General features: G+C 68.9%; 13 protein-coding genes and 1 riboswitch. Of the genes, 7 read left to right on the top strand and 6 right to left on the bottom strand.

The window, feature by feature from the left end:
* Positions 1-78 precede the first annotated feature (78 nt).
* Entirely contained in the window at positions 79-471 is a 393-nt protein-coding gene (locus tag B0I29_RS10725) for a DUF3040 domain-containing protein (protein WP_111648777.1), read from the top strand.
* A gap of 786 nt (positions 472-1,257) precedes the next feature.
* Here the strand turns inward: B0I29_RS10725 and B0I29_RS10720 are convergent.
* From B0I29_RS10720 to B0I29_RS10710, 3 genes are read right to left on the bottom strand one after another with little or no spacing between them, the layout of a single operon-like run.
* On the bottom strand, positions 1,258-3,705 hold the full coding sequence (locus tag B0I29_RS10720; RefSeq protein ID WP_111648776.1) for a transglutaminase TgpA family protein: 2,448 nt from the start codon (positions 3,703-3,705) through the stop codon (positions 1,258-1,260).
* A complete protein-coding gene (locus B0I29_RS10715) occupies positions 3,702-5,000 on the bottom strand; it encodes a DUF58 domain-containing protein (protein ID WP_111648775.1) in 1,299 nt (432 codons plus the stop codon). Before B0I29_RS10715 ends, B0I29_RS10720 begins: the two co-directional genes overlap by 4 nt.
* 2 nt (positions 5,001-5,002) lie before the next feature.
* On the bottom strand, positions 5,003-6,049 hold the full coding sequence (locus B0I29_RS10710) for an AAA family ATPase (protein ID WP_111648774.1): 1,047 nt from the start codon (positions 6,047-6,049) through the stop codon (positions 5,003-5,005).
* 401 nt (positions 6,050-6,450) lie between these two features.
* Between B0I29_RS10710 and leuS the strand changes: the two genes are divergently transcribed.
* The gene (leuS, locus tag B0I29_RS10705; protein WP_181557761.1) at positions 6,451-9,243 is read left to right on the top strand and encodes a leucine--tRNA ligase; all 2,793 of its coding nucleotides are present in this window, start codon (positions 6,451-6,453) and stop codon (positions 9,241-9,243) included.
* Between the two features lie 57 nt (positions 9,244-9,300).
* Positions 9,301-10,419: a winged helix DNA-binding domain-containing protein gene (locus B0I29_RS10700; protein WP_111648773.1), complete on the top strand. Its 1,119-nt coding sequence runs from the start codon at positions 9,301-9,303 to the stop codon at positions 10,417-10,419.
* Positions 10,420-10,582: 163 nt separating this feature from the next.
* Here the strand turns inward: B0I29_RS10700 and B0I29_RS10695 are convergent, their stop codons facing one another.
* The 3 genes from B0I29_RS10695 to B0I29_RS10685 are packed head-to-tail and all read right to left on the bottom strand — an operon-like array spanning position 10,583 to position 13,289.
* Positions 10,583-11,323: a TVP38/TMEM64 family protein gene (locus B0I29_RS10695; protein ID WP_111648772.1), complete on the bottom strand. Its 741-nt coding sequence runs from the start codon at positions 11,321-11,323 to the stop codon at positions 10,583-10,585.
* A 42-nt stretch (positions 11,324-11,365) separates the two neighbouring features.
* Complete coding sequence (locus tag B0I29_RS10690) at positions 11,366-12,079, bottom strand: type 1 glutamine amidotransferase (protein ID WP_111648771.1); 714 nt, start codon at positions 12,077-12,079, stop codon at positions 11,366-11,368.
* On the bottom strand, positions 12,069-13,289 hold the full coding sequence (locus B0I29_RS10685) for a Mur ligase family protein (protein ID WP_111649143.1): 1,221 nt from the start codon (positions 13,287-13,289) through the stop codon (positions 12,069-12,071). The genes B0I29_RS10690 and B0I29_RS10685 overlap by 11 nt, the downstream gene beginning before the upstream one ends.
* A gap of 389 nt (positions 13,290-13,678) precedes the next feature.
* Positions 13,679-13,860: riboswitch (cyclic di-AMP (ydaO/yuaA leader) on the top strand.
* A gap of 6 nt (positions 13,861-13,866) precedes the next feature.
* Between B0I29_RS10685 and B0I29_RS10680 the strand changes: the two genes are divergently transcribed.
* The 4 genes from B0I29_RS10680 to ftsL all read left to right on the top strand — a co-directional run bounded on the left by B0I29_RS10680 (position 13,867) and on the right by ftsL (position 17,570).
* Positions 13,867-14,703 (top strand): C40 family peptidase, encoded by an 837-nt coding sequence (locus tag B0I29_RS10680; RefSeq protein WP_245972429.1) that lies wholly within the window; start codon positions 13,867-13,869, stop codon positions 14,701-14,703.
* Positions 14,704-15,208: 505 nt separating this feature from the next.
* Complete coding sequence (gene mraZ, locus B0I29_RS10675; RefSeq protein WP_111648770.1) at positions 15,209-15,640, top strand: division/cell wall cluster transcriptional repressor MraZ; 432 nt, start codon at positions 15,209-15,211, stop codon at positions 15,638-15,640.
* 251 nt (positions 15,641-15,891) lie between these two features.
* The gene (gene rsmH / locus B0I29_RS10670) at positions 15,892-16,953 is read left to right on the top strand and encodes a 16S rRNA (cytosine(1402)-N(4))-methyltransferase RsmH (protein ID WP_111648769.1); all 1,062 of its coding nucleotides are present in this window, start codon (positions 15,892-15,894) and stop codon (positions 16,951-16,953) included.
* Positions 16,954-16,955: 2 nt separating this feature from the next.
* The gene (gene ftsL / locus B0I29_RS10665) at positions 16,956-17,570 is read left to right on the top strand and encodes a cell division protein FtsL (RefSeq protein ID WP_221401736.1); all 615 of its coding nucleotides are present in this window, start codon (positions 16,956-16,958) and stop codon (positions 17,568-17,570) included.
* Positions 17,571-17,575: the final 5 nt, after the last annotated feature.

The raw sequence follows: 17,575 nt of genomic DNA, 5'->3' as shown, positions 1-17,575 counted from the left end.
GGCTGCCCCGCATCACCACACCTGCACCACCGCCGTCCCCGCGAACCGGGGCCGGCAAAGCGCCCGGGGAGGAATGCCGTGCCGCTCTCGGAGCACGAGCAGCGGCTGTTCGATCAGATCGAGCGGTCGCTTGCCGAGGACCCCAAGTTCGCCTCGGCTGTGCGGGCCAGCGACCCGCGTTTCCACGCACGGCGCCGGCTCCTCGTTGCCGCGTTCGTGATCGTCCTTGGTCTCGCACTAGTCGTCTTCGGGACCGTGAGCCAGAACACGCCTCTCGGCGTGGCCGGATTCGTCGTCATGCTCGGCTCAGCCGCCTTCGCGATGCAGTCGCGCCGGCGCGGCCAGGCACCCGACCTCAAGTCAGTCGGCGGCACAGCGACCCGGCGCACGAGGCAGGGCGGCGGACGCAAGGGCGGCCTCATCGACCGGCTCGAAGACCGGTGGCGCCAGCGCCCGGAGGGTCATCGCTGACCCAGCCGAGCCGGCTGGACAACCGGCGCCCGACGAACGGCGGCCACCCCGGCCGCCTTCGTCATATCCCCATGCCTTGACCCCGCCGTAGCGCCCGGCGCAGTGGGGGGTGTCTGTTCGCTTGGTCGTGGGTTGCCTGCTCGTTCAACCGTGCGCTGCCTGCTTGGCCGCGTCGCCTGTTGCCGCGTTGCGTGCCGGCTGCCTGACCGCCGCCCTGCCCCCGTCCCGCCCTGCCCTGCCCGTCCCACTCTGCTCGCGTCCTGTGCCCTGCCCCGGCCTCGGCGGGTGGGTGGGCCGGCTCTTTTGCGATCTTGGCGAGTTGGGGTGGCTCGTCTCATCGAATGGTTACGGAGTGTGGGGGTCCGGCTAGGGGTGCGGCCTGATCTTGGAGGCCTTGGGGTGTTCTGACCCCTACAGGACTCCACAAAGCCGGAATACTCCACCGTTGCGGTGGCAGAGCGTCACCAGGGTGCTCGGAGGCGAGCCGTCGTTGACACCACAGCGGCAGCCTTCCCGGAAACTCGTGCGGTTGTGGTCGATCGGACGGCAGAACCTCACAAGATCTGTGAAGCAACGCCTCGCCGCGAGAGGCGTCGGGCCGATCGAGCCCACTACTGGTCCACAGAACGGCGAAACCCGGGTGCGTGTCGAGTTCGGGCGAGGCTGGCCGAGGCTGGCGGGGTCGGGGGCTGGGAACGTGCGGAAAGGGCGCCACCTCGTCGAGGTGGCGCCCTTTCTGGTTGGTCGGTGGGCTCGGAACTGGTTGGTGGGGTGGCTTGGAACTCGTCAGCGGGATCGGGACAGGAGGCGGCGGGGGTTGAAGCGGGAGGCTGACTCCCGTAGCCGGCTCATTGCCTCGGCTGCCCGGCCTGACTGGTCGGCGATGGTCAGGCGCCAGCTCAGCAGGACCGACGGCGGGATCAGCGTGGCCCGGGCCTTCGTCCGGAACGTCGCTGTTCCGGCCAGGCCGGTGCGTACCTGGCGCAGGGCGGCTGTCAGCTCGGCGCCCTGCATGGGCTGGCGGGCGTACCGTGCGCGTTCCTCGGCCCGGCCCAGCAGTGCCGCTGCCTCGGCCGGGTTGTCGGTGAGCAGGTTGTCCCTGACCAGCCGCTGGGTGGTCACCCTCGGCGTCTCGGTGGGGTCCACCGGTACGCGGAAGTCGACCATCGTGTCGATCAGTTCGTCCCAGGCGGCGTGCGCGTCCTCGCGGGCGCGGGCCGACTCGGTGGTCACCGTGATGTCGCCGGCCACGCCGGACGTACTCGACACCGCCGGTGCCGGGCCGCCCGTCGTCGCCGCGTGGCGGCGACGGCGGAGCAGGGCGCGCCGGAACGCCGGGATCAGCAGGATCGCCAGGAACAGCGCGATGCCGGCGACGACCAGCAGTGGCGTCCAGGAACCGTCGTCCGGGACGACACCCTCGTCGAGCGCGGTGCCGCCGCCGTCGTTCGCCTGCTCGGGACGTTCGACGCCGCCCGGTGCGGCGGACGACTCGGCGCCCGGAGCGGCTGCGCCGGCCGAGCTGGAAGCCTCGGGGGCAGGGCTTTCGACATCAGGCGCCCACGACGATCGGGTCGAGCCCTGCACGTTGCCGGCCGGGGTCGCGTCGAACGGGACCCAGCCGAAACCGTCCAGGTAGACCTCGGTCCAGGCGTGCGCGTTCCGGTTGGTGATCTGGTACGTGTTGTCGTCCAGCGCCGTGCCCCGGGTGAAGCCGAACGCCACCCGTGCCGGAATGCCGGCGGCACGCACCATCCACGTCATCGCGGCCGCGTACTGCTGGCAGTACCCGGACTTGTTCTGCAGGAAGGCCGCGATGTCCGAGGCGGTGCCGGTGTTCTGGGTGGAGAGGTTGTACTTGAACCCGTTCTTCGACGAGAACGAGTCGTAGATGGCCCGCACCTTGTCGTAGTCGGTGTCCTCGTCCTCGATCAGCTCGTCGACCCTGGTCTGCACGGCCTCGTCGGCGGGTACGGCAGTGAACTCCCGGTACAGGCCGTTGCTCTCGTCGAGCGGTTCCGCGGTGCGCAGCTGCGCGGCGGTGTACCGCGGACGCAGATAGGTGACCTTGTACTTCTGGTTGCCGGTCGTGGACTTGGTCGAGTAGAGCACCTGCTGCCCGCCGTCGTACGACCAGTTGCCCTTGAGCCCGTCGACGCCGGTCGGGTAGTTGTAGACCGGCAGCATGTTCTGCCGCAGTCCGTCGGCTACCTCGATCTCGGCTTCGTATTCGGTGTAGGTCGCCCGGTCGGTGGAGGCCTGTGTCGAGGGGTCCGCCAGGCCCTCGGACATCGGGTTGCCGCGCGGGGCCGTGTTGCCGACACCGTCCGCGTTCAGCACGTCGGCCACGCCGAACCGCAGGTAGAACGGCTCGCGCTCGTTTGTGCGTACCTTAATGATGTTGATTGTGGCATTTTGGGTGAGCTGACCGCTGAGCGCGGCGAAGAGGTTGATCTGCCCGTTGCCGGTGCCGCCTGGTCCGAGGCCGATCCCGCTGCCGCTCTGGGTGAGGCGGGTGAGCAGGCCGCCGGAGACGGTCGGCACGGCCAGCGGCAGCAGCACCGCGACCAGTACGCCCACCATACCGAGACGGCGTCCGGCGGAGGCGAGCGGTGACGGCTCCCAGACGTCGACGTCACGGCCGTCGCCGGTGAAGCGGCGGCCGAAGCGGCGGACCCGATCGACGTTGTCGGCGACGAGCAGCCACATGTAGCCGGTCGCGCCGATGATGAACGGGAACACCGGGACGCTGTCCAGGTAGACCGCGACCGGGATCGAGTAGATCGCGAGCATCGGCAGCCCGGCGAGGGCCGGGCGGCGGAAGACCGCGGTCAGCAGGTCGACCACGATCGCGACGGCGCCGATGCCGAGGACCGCCACGAACAGCAGGCCGTCCCGGTCGGGGACCGGGACACCGTATGAACGGGTGTCCTCGCCGGCCTGCCGGATCAGGTCCGCGAAGTGGGTGAAGGTGGCCGGCTGGGGGATCAGGAGCTCTTTGCCGCTCGGGAAGATCCAGGTCAGCGCGAGCACCAGCGCGAAGATCATGGCGATCGTCTGCGCCCAGGTGGGGAACCGCAGGGTCCGGGCCGCGACCGCGGCGCCGGCGATCAGGACCACCGTGAGGATGCTCTGGAACAGCCACGTCCAGGAATCGAAGATGGACGACAGGGGTGCGGCCGCGAGGAGGGTCGCGGCCGCCGCGATCAGCCCGAGACGACGGCGGCCGGTCATCGGACCACCCCGCTCACGGTCTCGGCCATCGCCGCCCGGTACGCGAAGCCCTGCGAACCCCGGGCCACCGAGGGCCAGAGTGCCGGCAGGGTGTCACCGTGCGTCACCGGCACCGATTTCCAGCCGCTGCGGACCAGGGCGACCGACGCGGCCGCGTGTTCCCGATCGGACTCGGACCGGTCACCGTTGGTCATCGGGACCCAGGTGGAGCTGTCGATGGCGAACCCGATGCAGGTCGCGCCGTTGCCGCGCAGGCCGGCGAGCAACTCCGACTCGGCGACCGTGAGCGCCCCGAACAGGCCGATCACCAGGCCGCCGTCGGAGCGGCGCCGGACGTTCTCGACCAGGGACGCGACGTCGCCGGTCTGGCTGAGCTTGACGTCGGCCAGGGTGTCCAGAATCAGTCCTTCCCCACCGGCCTCGGAGGCGTCCAGGTCGGTGCCGGAACCGGTCACCAGGCGGAGCTTGTAGCCCTCCTGGCGCAGGTGCATGGCGATGCTGGCGGCGGCCGAGACCGCCCACTCGAAGCTGGCGGTCGGTCCTTCGCCGCGGTGCGCGTACAGCCGGGTGTCGAGGACCACGGTGGCGCGGCTCTCCCAGGGCTGCTCCTCGCGGCGGACCATCAGCTCACCGGTACGCGCTGTCGACCGCCAGTGGACCCGGCGGAGATCGTCGCCACGACGGTATTCCCGGGTGGCCGCGTCGTCCTCGCCGTGCACGGCGACCGAGCGGGCGCGGCTCTCGCCGGTTCCCGCGTACTCACCCGCGAGCCGCACCCGGGGGAGGGCGGTGACCTGCGGGATCACGATGAGCTTGTCGACCGAGGGGAACGATCGGGTCAGCTCGCAGAGGCCGAACGGGTCAGTGAGGCGGATCATCAGCGGGCCGATCGGGTACCGGCCGCGCACGTCGGCACGGACCGTGTACGCCACCGAGCTGGCCTGCTGTGCCCCGAGTCGTTCGAGAACCACCCGGGGCCGGCTGCCCAGTGCGTACGGCAGCCGGTCCTCCAGCAGCATCGTGCCGGTGGGCAGCCGGGACATGTTCTGCAGGCGCAGGATCACCCGCGCGCTGGAGCCGACCGGCGCCCGGCCCGGGTCCAGCGAACGGGTGCAGGCCAGTTTGTAGCGGCTGCGGCTGACGTACCACGCGGCCAGCAGCGGCAGCGCGGCGAGCAGGACCGCGACCCGCAGCAGGTCACGCTCGCCGAGGATGAGCGCCGAGACCGCGGCGGCCATGCCCGCGGCCAGGAACGAGCGGCCGCGTGTGGTGAGCCCCCGCAGCGCCTCCCGCATCCTCACCGCCCCCGGGACTCGTACGACGTCGGCGTACGCCCGTCACGGGTGTCGTACGGGTTGCGGGCCCGGTCGTGCGGGAGCGGCAGCCGGTGCACGATCTCCGACACGATCGTGTCGGTGGTACGCCTGTTCAGCTGGGCGTCGGCGGTCGGGATGATCCGGTGGGCGAGCACCGGAACCGCGAGCGCCTGGAGGTCGTCCGGGAGCACGTAGTCGCGGCCTTCGAGCGCGGCGACCGCCTTGGCGGTACGCAGCAGCTGAAGGGTCGACCGGGGCGACGCGCCGAGACGGATCTCCGGAGCCTCCCGGGTCGCGGTGACCAGGGCGATCGCGTACTGCTGGACGGCCTCGGCCGCGTGCACGTCGCGAGCCGTGGCGATCAGCCGGCGGACCATGGCGGCGTCGGTGACGGCGCGCAGGTCGGTCAGCGGGTCGTGGTCACCGTGGCCGCTGAGCATGGCGAGCTCGGCGCGCGGGTCCGGGTAGCCCATCGCGATGCGGGCGGTGAACCGGTCACGCTGCGCCTCGGGGAGAGGGTAGGTGCCCTCCATCTCGATCGGGTTCTGCGTCGCGATCACCATGAACGGAGCCTGCAGCTCGTACGTGGTGCCGTCGACGGTCACCTGCCGCTCCTCCATGCACTCCAGCAGCGCGGACTGGGTTTTCGGCGAGGCCCGGTTGATCTCGTCGCCGACCACCAGGTTCGCGAAGACCGCGCCCGGCTTGAACTCGAAGTCGCGCGTCTCCTGGTTGTAGACGCTGACTCCGGTGACATCACTGGGCAGCAGGTCGGGCGTGAACTGGATGCGGCGCACCGAGCAGTCGATGGACCGGGCGAGCGCCTTGGCGAGCTTGGTCTTCCCGACGCCAGGCACGTCCTCGATCAGCAGGTGCCCCTCGGCGAGCAGCACCGCGAGCGCCAGCCGCACCGTGGCGCTCTTGCCCTCGATGACCTGCTCGATGTTGGCCATGATGGCCTGCGTCGCGGTGGCGAACTCGGCGTTCGTCAGCGGGCCTGCCGGCTCGCCCCAGGTCGGCGTTGTCACGGGCCTCCTCCAAGTTGTTATTACCCCCTGGGTGAATATCACCCACCGTCAAGGGGCATCGAAGGTTGCGGGCACCCAGCGGCCGTGGGCCTCCGGCGCTCGCCGCCCGTCCCCACAGGTTAGCCCCGCACGTGCACATCACCGAAAGGCCTGATCGAGACCGATTCGAGATAAAGAAACGGTCGCCTGTGGACAGCTCCGGCTATTTCGCCCGTCGGGATACCGGTCGCCGTGCGTGACGGGCGGCGGGTATCATCCAACGCATGGCTCGGTCCGTTCTGCTCCTTAGCCGGCCGTGCTGATCCGTTAAGACGGACCAGGCACGGCGCCCCCTCCTGCGTGAGGGGCTTTTTTATGCCCTTCAGCTCCCTGTTCGACAAGAAGAGCTGCTGAAAGACGAGATGGTGAAGATGAGCGAGACCGAGACCCCGCCGTTCCGTTACACCGCTGCGCTGGCCGGTGAGATCGAGCTGCGCTGGCAGGCCTACTGGGCCGAGAACGGGACGTTCCAGGCACCCAACCCGGTCGGCGAGCTGGCCGACCCGGCCCACCCGCGTGCCGGAGCACCCAAACTGCACGTGCAGGACATGTTCCCGTACCCGTCCGGCGCCGGCCTGCACGTCGGGCACCCGCTGGGGTACATCGGGACCGACTGCTACACCCGCTTCCAGCGGATGGCCGGCTTCAACGTGCTGCACCCGATGGGCTTCGACGCGTTCGGCCTGCCCGCCGAGCAGTACGCGGTGCAGACCGGCACCCACCCGGCGGTCACCACCGCCGCCAACGTCGAGCGGTACAAGCACCAGCTGCGCCGCCTGGGTCTGGCGTACGACGAGCGGCGCTCGTTCTCGACGACCGACCCGGAGTACTACCGCTGGACCCAGTGGATCTTCCTGCAGGTCTTCAACTCCTGGTTCGACCCGTCCGTCCAGAAGGCGCGGCCGATCAGCGAGCTGATCGAGAAGTTCGAGGCGACCCCGGAGTGGGCCGATCTGACCCCGGCGCAGCGGCGTGAGCAGATCGACGGGCACCGGCTGGCGTACATGAGCGAGGCCCCGGTCAACTGGTGCCCCGGTCTGGGCACCGTGCTGGCCAACGAGGAGGTCACGCCGGACGGCCGCAGCGAGCGCGGCAACTTCCCGGTCTTCAAGCGCAGCCTGAAGCAGTGGATGATGCGGATCACCACGTACGGTGACCGGCTGGTCGAGGACCTGGACTCGCTGGACTGGCCGGAGCCGGTCAAGCTGATGCAGCGCAACTGGATCGGCCGGTCGCGGGGCGCGCACGTGGACTTCCCGGCGGGATCCGACAAGATCACCGTCTTCACCACCCGCCCGGACACGCTGTTCGGCGCCACCTACATGGTCCTGGCGCCCGAGCACGAGCTGGTCGACAGCATCGCCCCGGGTGCCTGGCCGAACGGCACGAAGGACGTCTGGACCGGTGGCTACGAGAGCCCCGCCGAGGCGATCACCGCTTACCGGGCGCAGGCCGCGGCCAAGACCGAGGAAGAGCGGACCGCCGACGGCAAGGTCAAGACCGGTGTCTTCACCGGCGCGTTCGCGGAGAACCCGGTCAACGGGGCACGCATCCCGGTCTTCATCGCCGACTACGTGCTGGCCGGTTACGGCACCGGCGCGATCATGGCGGTGCCCGGCCAGGACGAACGCGACTGGGCCTTCGCGGAGGTCTTCCAACTGCCGATCATCCGTACGGTCGAAGCTCCTGAGGATTGTGAAGGTGCTTTCACCGGAGATGGACCGGCGATCAACAGTGAGTGGCTGGACGGCAAGGAGGTCGTCGAGGCGAAGGCCGCGATGATCGCCTGGCTGGAGGAGAACGGCAAGGGTTCCGGCGCGACCACCTACCGGCTGCGGGACTGGCTGTTCAGCCGGCAGCGGTACTGGGGCGAGCCGTTCCCGATCGTTTACGACGAGACCGGCCTGCCGATCGCGCTGCCCGACTCGATGCTGCCGGTCGAGCTGCCCGACGTGGACGACTTCTCGCCGCGCACCTTCGACCCGGAGGACGCGGACACCGAGCCGGAGACCCCGCTGTCCCGTAAGAAGGACTGGGTGCAGGTCGAGCTGGACCTGGGCGACGGCCCGAAGATGTACACCCGCGAGACCAACACGATGCCGCAGTGGGCCGGCTCCTGCTGGTACGAGCTGCGTTACCTGGACCCGCACAACGCGGAGAAGCTGGTCGACCCGGCGAACGAGGCGTACTGGATGGGCCCGCGTCAGCCGGGTGACAGCGGCGGCGTCGATCTGTACGTCGGCGGTGTCGAGCACGCCGTGCTGCACCTGCTGTACTCCCGCTTCTGGCACAAGGTCCTGTTCGACCTGGGCCACGTCTCGTCGTTCGAGCCGTTCAAGAAGCTGTTCAACCAGGGTTACATCCAGGCGTACGCGTACCAGGACGACCGTGGGTTCTACGTGCCCGCCGAGGAGGTCGTCGAGCGCGACGGCGAGTACTTCCACGGCTCCCAGAAGGTGACCCGGTCCTACGGCAAAATGGGCAAGTCGCTGAAGAACGTGGTCACCCCCGACGAGATGTGCGACCAGTACGGCGCCGACACGTTCCGGGTCTACGAGATGGCGATGGGTCCGCTGGACGTCTCCCGCCCCTGGGAGACCCGCGCGGTGGTCGGTTCGCAGCGCTTCCTGCAGCGGACCTGGCGCCTGGTCGTCGACGAGGAGACCGGCGCTTCGCGCGTCTCCGACGCGCCGCTGGACGTCAAGTCCCGCAAGGTGCTGCACAAGGTCATTGCTGGGGTACGCGAGGACATGGCCGAGCTGCGGTTCAACACTGCGATCGCCAAGCTGATCGAGCTGACCAACACGCTGACCCCGCTGCCCACCGTCTCCCGCGAGGCGATCGAACCGCTGGTGCTGATGCTGGCGCCGTTCGCCCCGCACATGGCCGAAGAACTGTGGGGCAAGCTGGGCAATTCGGGCACACTGGCGTACGCGGACTTCCCGGTCGCTGACCCGGCACAGCTGGTGGCCGACTCGATCACGTACCCGGTGCAGGTCAACGGCAAGGTCCGCGGCCGCGTCGAGGTCTCGCCGGAAACGGATGAGGCCGAAGTGCGGGCGGCAGCGCTGGAGGCCGTCGCCGAGGTGATCGCGGGCCGCGAGCCCAAGAAGGTCATCGTGGTGAAGGGCCGCCTGGTCTCGGTCGTGATCTGACGTTCGTTCGATGGGCCCGTCGCATCATGTGCGGCGGGCCTTTTTGATGGGATTTCGATGATCAGTGCGCGAGGGCTGAACCGGGCCATGCTGGCGCGTCAGATGCTGCTGGAGCGCGCGCCGGTCCCGCCGGCCTCGGCGATCCGCCGGCTGGTCGGCCTGCAGGCGCAGTCACCGGCCTCGCCGTACCTCGCGCTCTGGAACCGGGTGGCCGATTTCGATCCCGCCGACCTGGACGCCGCGTTCGCCGGCGGCACCATCGTGAAAGCCACCCTGATGCGGATCACGCTGCACGCCGTGCACGCTCTTGACTATCCGTTCCTTCACAACGCCGTAGTGAGCGTGCTGCGCGCGGCCCGCCTGGGCGACGCCAGATTCGTCCGCTCCGGCTTATCAATATCGGACGTGGATGCGTTCCTGCCGTCGCTGATCGAGTTTGCCTCCGGCCCTCGTTCGGTGCCCGAGATCTCGGCGATGCTGACCGAGCGCTTCGGCGGCGACAGTACCGGCCTGTGGTGGGCGTTGCGGACATTTGCCCAGCTCCATCACGTGCCGATGCCCGGGCCGTGGTTGTTCGGCAGCCGGTCGTTCAGCGCCGCGCCGGTCAGCCTGCCGGACTCGTCGCGCTCCGCGTCGGCGCAGCAGCTGGTGCTCAGATACCTGACCGCTTTCGGTCCGGCAACGCTCGCCGACATCCGGCAGTTCACCCTGCTGCCGGGTGCGGTCGTGCGCTCCGCGGTGGCCGCCCTGGGCGATTCGCTCACGCTCACCTCCCAGGGGTACGACGTACCAGGCGGCCTGATTCCGCCGGAGGACACGCCCGCTCCGCCCCGGTTGCTACCGATGTGGGACAACATGCTGCTCGCCTACGCGGACCGCTCCCGGGTGATCCCACCTGAGTACCGCAAAGCCGTGATCCGGATGAACGGCGACGTCCTGCCGTGCGTCCTGGTCGACGGGTTCGTGGCCGGGGTGTGGCGCGCGGTGCCGGGCGGGATCGAGGTGACCGCTTTCCACCAGTGGCCGAGGGCGGTGTGGGAGGAGCTGGAGCGGGAGGCGGCATCGTTGTCGACGCTGCTGAGCATGCGGGAGCCGCTGGTGTATGCCCGATCTGCCCACTGGTGGACAAAGCCTCTGCCGGCCGCCGAAACAAGGACCCTGCCAGCACGGCCATGATCGGACCCAGGCCGCGTGGCTGCCGTGCCGTGCCGACCTGTCGGTCGGCCACCAGGCGCTTGCCGGCGAGAGACGCTCAAGATCCGCGCGCGGATCTCACAAGAAAGCCGGGCAGCAAGCAAGAAGGGAGAGGAAACCCCGGGGAGTGGGAAACGCCGGAGGGTCAGGCCATCGCCGGCACGGCGGCGGCAGCGGCCGTTGCGTCGCGGCGGGAGGTGTAGCGCCAGCGCAGCACGATCGCCGTGGAGATGGCGAAGCCGATCGCGGCCGGGGCCAGCGTTGCCGCGCTCATCGAACCCGGTGCGGCCACTGCCGCGCCGATCACCGCGTACGTCACCGTCGACGGGATCGCCGCGATCGTGGTGCCGAGCAGGTAGCGCTTGCGGCAGACGCTCGTCGTGCCGTAGGCGTAGCCGACCAGGCCGAACGGGGCCAGGGGGAGGAAACGGACCAGCAGGACCGCGGCGAGGCCCCGGCGGTTCAGCCAGCCGTCCAGGCGGTCCAGCTTGCTGCCGGCGCGGGCTTTCAGGGCGCCGCGTCCGGCCCAGCGGCCGGCGTAGTACGTCGCCGTCGCCGCGATGATCGCCGCGGCCAGGGCGGCCAGCGCGCCGGTTGCCGCGCCGAGCAGGAGGCCGCAGAGCAGGGTGATCATGGTGCGGGGGACCAGGACCGACAGCAGGAGGCCACCGACCACCGCGACGGCGGCCGGCGCGACCGCGCCGAGGGTCTCGACGCTGTCGCCGATCTCGCGCAGTGGGAGCGTCGCCGCTGCGATCGCGAGAGCTCCCACCACGCCGCCCAGCGTGCCGAAACGGATGAGACGGCGCTTCCAGCTGATCGGAGCGTCCTGAGGGTCCGCGGAGTTCGTCACTACGCCCCGCGGGGCGATCAGGATGTCGGTCATGCAGGCGTACCGCCCCAACTGTCGTCGGTTCCGAACAATAAATCAGACCGCGCTTGCTGCTTCCAGCCGTTCTTGCCGGAGCCGGTCGGCCCAGGTGTCGTCAAGCGGCGCAAGCCTATCCGCGCCTGTTGACCAGCGCAGTAGCAGATCGGCTATAGCTGGGTTGCGAGCGAGCGCCGGTCCGTGTGAGTACGTTCCGAGAATCTTCCCGGCCCATGCTCCCTCGGTTTGGCCGTCGTTGCCCACTCCCGCGGTCACTCGCGCCAGGGGAGCCGCTTGCGCTCCCAAGTGGGTACGCCCACCGTGGTTCTCGAATCCGGTGAGAGGCGGCAGCCCGAGTCGCGGGTCGATGTCGCCCCGCAGTTCGCCGACGGCCCGGGTGACGCCCCGGTCCGAAGAGATGTCCAGCAGTCCCAGTCCCGCGCACTTGGCCCCCTTCGCGAAGAACGAGTGGCCGAACAGCTGGTAACCGGCACAGATGGCCAGAACCGCGGCGCCCTGGTTGACCGCGCGGTGCAGACCGCCGTCGGTGAGCAGCCGCTGTGCCGCCAGAGCCTGCGGCCCGTCCTCGCCACCACCGATCAGGTAGATGTCGGCGGAGGTGGGCATCTGCTGGTCGGAGCGGACCTCGTAGGTCTCCACCGGGATGCCCCGGGCGGCCGCGCGGTGGGCCAGGATCGACAGGTTGCCCCGGTCGCCGTAGGTCGAGAGCAGATCGGGGTAGATCCACACGATCCGCAGAGACTCAGTTGACACGGTCCAACTCCGCTCGGATGTCCTGGAACGCCGTGTAATTGGCGATCACTTCGAGGCGGCCCGGCGGAACGGCCCGCAGCGCCTCGTCGAAACTGAGTACGTGCCGGAACGGCACCTGGTTCACCTGGAGCCGGACGGCCAGGTCGTACGCGCGGTCGCCGGTGATCAGCACCGGGCGGTTGCGCAGGGGCGCGAAGTCGACGTCGTACAGCCATGAGGTGTCGAAGCCGTCGGGGTCGCGGGCGTTGATGGAGAGCAGCGTCGGGGCCTGCTCGGCCATGTCGAACGCCTCCAGCCAGCTCGCCGGGTTCTTGGCGAGCAGCAGCCGGATGTTGCGGCCGTCCCGGTCGACCTGGGCGTACCGGCCTGCGATGGACGTCACCCGGGCCAGCCGGGGCAGTGCCTCTATCGGGCGTACGCCGAACTCGGCGGCGACGGCGAGCGCGGTGGCCGCGTTGCCGATGTTGACCTTGCCGGGGAGCTGGAGCTTGACCAGGTGCCAGTCACCGCGCGGGTCGATCACGCCCTCGTCCTCGACCGACCAGTTGGCCCGGGGGCGGCGCAGCGGGCAGCCGGTGCACCACCAGTCGCCGTTGGCCCGCTCGATCGGGTGGCCGCTCTCCGGGCAGACGAACGAGTCGTCGAGCCAGCGCTGGCCGGCGCTGAACCAGGTGACCTGCGGGCTGGCACTGGCCGCCCAGACCACCATCGGGTCGTCGGCGTTCGCCACGACCTTGATGTGCTGCTGGCTGGCGAGCGCGGTCTTCCACAGCTGCGCCATCATCGACACCTCTTTGGCCCGGTCCAGCTGGTCCCGGGAGAGGTTGAGCAGCGCCACGATCTTGGGCCGGGTGGCCTCGATCACCTGGGCCAGGTAGTGCTCGTCGACCTCCAGCACGGCGAACGGGGTGTGACCCTCTTTCGCCAGTGCCGAGGTGTGGCCGGTCGGCATGTTCGCGCCGAACGAGTTGGTGGCGACCCGGCCGAGCACGCCGACGGCGGCCGCGGTGAGTCGCGTCGTGGTGGTTTTCCCGTTGGTCCCGGAGACGAGCGCCACTGCCCGGCCGGAAGAGAGGTGAGCCAGGAGGTCCGGATCGATCTTGAGGCCGATCCAGCCCCCGATCACCGAACCGTCGCCGCGTCCCGCGGCCCTGGAGAGCGCCGCAGCGGTCTTCGACGCGGTGGTCGCGACCTTGGCGATAAGAGGCATCTTCCCGTCCGTCACGCCAGCGAGGGTACCGGACCGAAAGGTTACGTCCAGTTGCCGACCGGTCAAGATCGCGTGCGACTTGTGTTTGTGCCGGTCTCGTCGTTTTGACCAAGGTTCCGGTTGGAGTGACGACTAATTGTGTGTTCTGTTTCACCCGTAACTTTCGACTGATCGTGATCGCGCGACCTCGGTGCGTAATGGCATTTGTCTCCTCCCGGTAACAAACTGGACATCAACAAATGTGCCAATCACTCTGCGTCACATTTTCGGGGCTAACGATCACGCGGACGGTCGGGTACCAAGGGTGAGCCGGCGGCATCCGCTCGCCGGTTCGCACCAGCCTGGCTAACGCCGAGCCCTGCCCCGAGCTGGATGGTGCGACCGCAGGAACACCTGAAACACCAAACAGGCATCTGGGGGCAGGGACGGGGGACCCATTTGTGGTCCGTCCCGCGCCGCGGCTCCACGTGGCGATCACGGGACGACCTTGGGGTGAAGTCGCCTCGGCGACCGGGCACACCTTCCCGCCCGAACCCGACAGCTAACCTCGCAGGCGTGCCGGAGGGAATTCTCAACCGTGCACGAACTTCGTTCGCGCCATGGCCGCCGCAACTCCTCGCGCGCTGCCGGCACTGTCGCACTGTCTCTGGGTCTCTGCCTCTGCGCCGGGCAGCTGGTCACCGCGTCACCCGCCGCGGCTGCCAGCACCACCCCGGTCATCAAGGTCGCCAGCACCACCACGGCTTCGGCCGCGGCGGCGACGGTCACGCCCAGGCTGTCTGCCAAGGCCAACACCCGGAACCTCAAGTGGGGTTCCACGCTCAAGGTGACCGCGAAGGTCATCGACCCGCGTACCGGCAAGATCGCCAAGGGCACGGTCCGTCTTCAGGGCTATGTCGGTGGCAAGTGGCGTACGTGGGACACCGAGTCCGTCAAGAACCAGAACGGGACGGTCACCCTCAAGTACGCGCCGAAGAACACGTACAAGGTACGGACGATCTTCAACGGCTCGGGCTACAAGACGGTGACCACCGTCAAGACCACGGTGAAGGTCAAGGCCAGTGGCGCCAAGATCCTCGCCGAGGCCAAGAAGCACAAGGGCGCGCTCTACAAGTACGGCGCGTCCGGCCCCAAGCGTTTCGACTGCTCGGGGTTCACGAAGTACGTCTACAAGAAGGCAGCCGGCAAGTCGCTGCCGCACAAGGCGAACTCGCAGCAGAGCTACGGCAAGAAGGTCGCCAAGAGCAACAAGAAGATCGGTGACCTGATCGTCTTCCGTAACGGCTCGTACGGGTACCACGCCGGCATCTACGCCGGTAACGGTTACGTCTACGACTCGCCGCACACCGGCGCCCGGGTCGGCAAGCACAAGATCTGGAACTCGAACTACGTCGTGCGCCGCCTTGTCGCCTGATCTATCAGAACAGGCACCAGCAGGACAGCGCAGTAAGTAAGGAAAGACCGGCGGCGGCATGGTGGTGCCGTGGCTGAGATCACGCCTGTGGGGTGTGGCCCGATCCTGGGTCACGCCCCACAGGCGTTTCTGCTTCGGTACGCGTTGCCGAAAGGCCTCCACTGTGCTCCACCGGAGGCCTCCCTTTTCCTCCACCTAGGTGGTTCAGGGGCCACTCCCACACTGTGAACGGGGAGATATCGGACCTGTTGTGCTCGATGTCGGAAACCAGACCCCGTTGATCATGGTCGGGCCCTCCACTTCGGCCCACCGCCTTTGACCAGGAACTACGTCCGCGAAAAGGCCTCGCGAGCGACCTCATTCGGGTTGCAGGTGGAGGGAAGTGGAGTAGAGTGGGGCGCAGTGGCAGGGCCGAGGAACCGACCTGGGACTGCCGGCCCGAGTTGACAGGCGAGACCGTTCCACCGCGAAGGGACGCGACGCCAAGGCAAGGGGGGTTGGGCCGATGTTCCTCGGCACACACACCCCGCGCCTGGACGAAAAAGGCCGGCTGATCCTCCCGGCGAAGTTCCGTGATGAGCTGGCGGGAGGTGTCGTGATCACCAAAGGGCAGGAACGCTGTCTGTACGTGTTCCCGATGCCGGAGTTCCAGCGCATCGCCGGTCAGCTGCGTGAGGCGCCGGTGACGAACAAGGCGGCCCGGGCTTACAGCCGGGTGTTCTTCGCCAGCGCGCACGACGAGGTTCCCGACAAGCAGGGCCGGGTCACCATCCCGGCGCACTTGAGGGAGTACGCGAGCCTCGGCCGCGACCTCGTGGTGATCGGTGCGAGCACCCGGGTCGAGATCTGGGACAAGCAGTCCTGGGATGACTACCTCATGGCGAGCGAGGAAGACTTCGCCGACATCGAGGAGGGGGTGCTGCCCGGCGGACTGTAAGGCGTGGCACCTCGGTGGGCCGCTGTGCGGTCCGGACGCCACTGCCGCCGTACTGCGAGATCTCCAGCCGCTCCCGCTCCTGGCGCCTCTTCCCCGGCGCCAGGCGCGTGTCCGGGGCTGGCCTTCCTGTCAGGGAAAGGCCCGCACAGGACAGAGCGGATGGGGATCTGGCGGTACGGACTGGCGGCCGGGCCGGCGAGAACGGCCGAAGTACAAGGCAACACCAGGGTGCTACGTGAACGGGCAGGGCTATGGGGGTCAATATGGGGGAGCCGCGAGGCACACACGTGCCGGTGCTGCTCGAGCGCTGTCTTGAGCTGCTCGCCCCGGGTCTCACCTTGCCGGGCGCCGTTCACGTCGACTTCACGCTGGGTCTCGGCGGGCACGCCGAGGCAGTCCTGGAGCGGTTCCCGGATGTGGTCCTCATCGGACTCGACCGGGACACCGAGGCGCTCGCTCACGCACGTCACCGGCTGATCCGTTTCGGTGATCGCACACACCTCGTGCACGCCGTTTACGACGAGCTTCCCCGGGTACTGGGCGAGCTCGGCATTCCCATGATCCACAGCGGACTGTTCGATCTCGGTGTCTCCTCGTTGCAGCTGGACGAGGCGGACCGCGGTTTCGCGTACTCGCAGGACGCCCCGTTGGACATGCGGATGGACCAGTCGCGGGGTGCGACCGCCGAGGACGTGGTCAACGGGTACGAGCCGGGTGAGCTGGTTCGCATCCTCCGGCAGTACGGCGAGGAGAAGTTCGCGCCACGGGTGGTCTCGGCGATCGTCCGGGAACGGCAGAAGGTCCGGATCACCTCGACGGCTCGCCTGGCCGAACTGGTGAAGGACGCGATCCCCGCCGCCGCGCGCCGAACGGGTGGAAATCCCGCAAAAAGGACCTTCCAGGCACTACGCATTGAGGTCAACGCCGAACTGGACGCTCTTGAGGGTGCGGTTCCGGCTGCTTTGGATGCGTTGGCGCCCAAGGGCCGGCTTGTGGTGATGAGTTATCAATCGTTGGAGGACAGGATCGTGAAGCGCGCCCTTGCCGCGAGGTCGCGCAGCACCGGGCCGATCGACCTTCCGGTCGAGCTTCCCGGTACCGGTCCGACGCTGAAGCTGCTGACCCGGGGGTCGGAGCTGCCCAGCGAGGCGGAAGTGGCGGAGAACCCGAGGGCAGCCTCGGTGAAACTGCGCGCGGTGGAACGGATCGACGAGCAGGACCAGACATCGGGGACCGGCCGCGAACGGTCCCGACTGTCAACGCGCGGGAAACAAGGGCGGTTACGCCCGGGGGCGAACGAGGGGGAGGGGTGAGCATGAGCGAGCGATTCGAAGCGCCGCGGTCGGGGGGCCGTGCGGCGTCCCGTGACACGGGCACCCGGGGGGTGAGCCGGACCAGCCGCGCCCGGGAGACCGAGTCGGTACGCACAACGCGCCGCGGCAAGCCGGAGGCCGACGGCACCGCAGCGCTCGCACTCGAGGTGACCGAGCTGTCGGTGACAGCGGCCGAGCCGTCCACCACGGGCCGTCCGCGGCTCTGGGTGGCGCCGCCGCTGCCGATGCGGGCACCGCGTGCGACGTTCGCCGCGTCCGTGATCGCCCTGGTGCTCGTCGGCGTGCTCGGCATCCTCCTGATCAACACGAAGACGATGGAACAGTCCTTCCGGCTCAACGCGCTCCAGAAGGAGCAGGCGACCCTCGACAAGCAGCAGCAGAGCCTGGAGCAGCAGCTCATCCAGGCGTCCAACCCGGGCAACCTGCACGCCGCGGCTCGACGGCTCGGCCTGGTCATGGCGGAGTCGCCGGCGATGATCCGGCTTCCGGACGGCAAGATCAGCCGGATTCCGACGCCGGGCCGGGGCCAGCCGGGCGTCACCGCTCAGGGCGGTCTTGAGAAGGCCGGCACCGCTACCGCGGGCGCTGGGCAGTAACCGAC

The organism is Actinoplanes lutulentus (assembly GCF_003259845.1).
Lineage (GTDB): Bacteria > Actinomycetota > Actinomycetes > Mycobacteriales > Micromonosporaceae > Actinoplanes > Actinoplanes lutulentus.
This window is presented reverse-complemented; position numbering and strand designations above follow the sequence as displayed.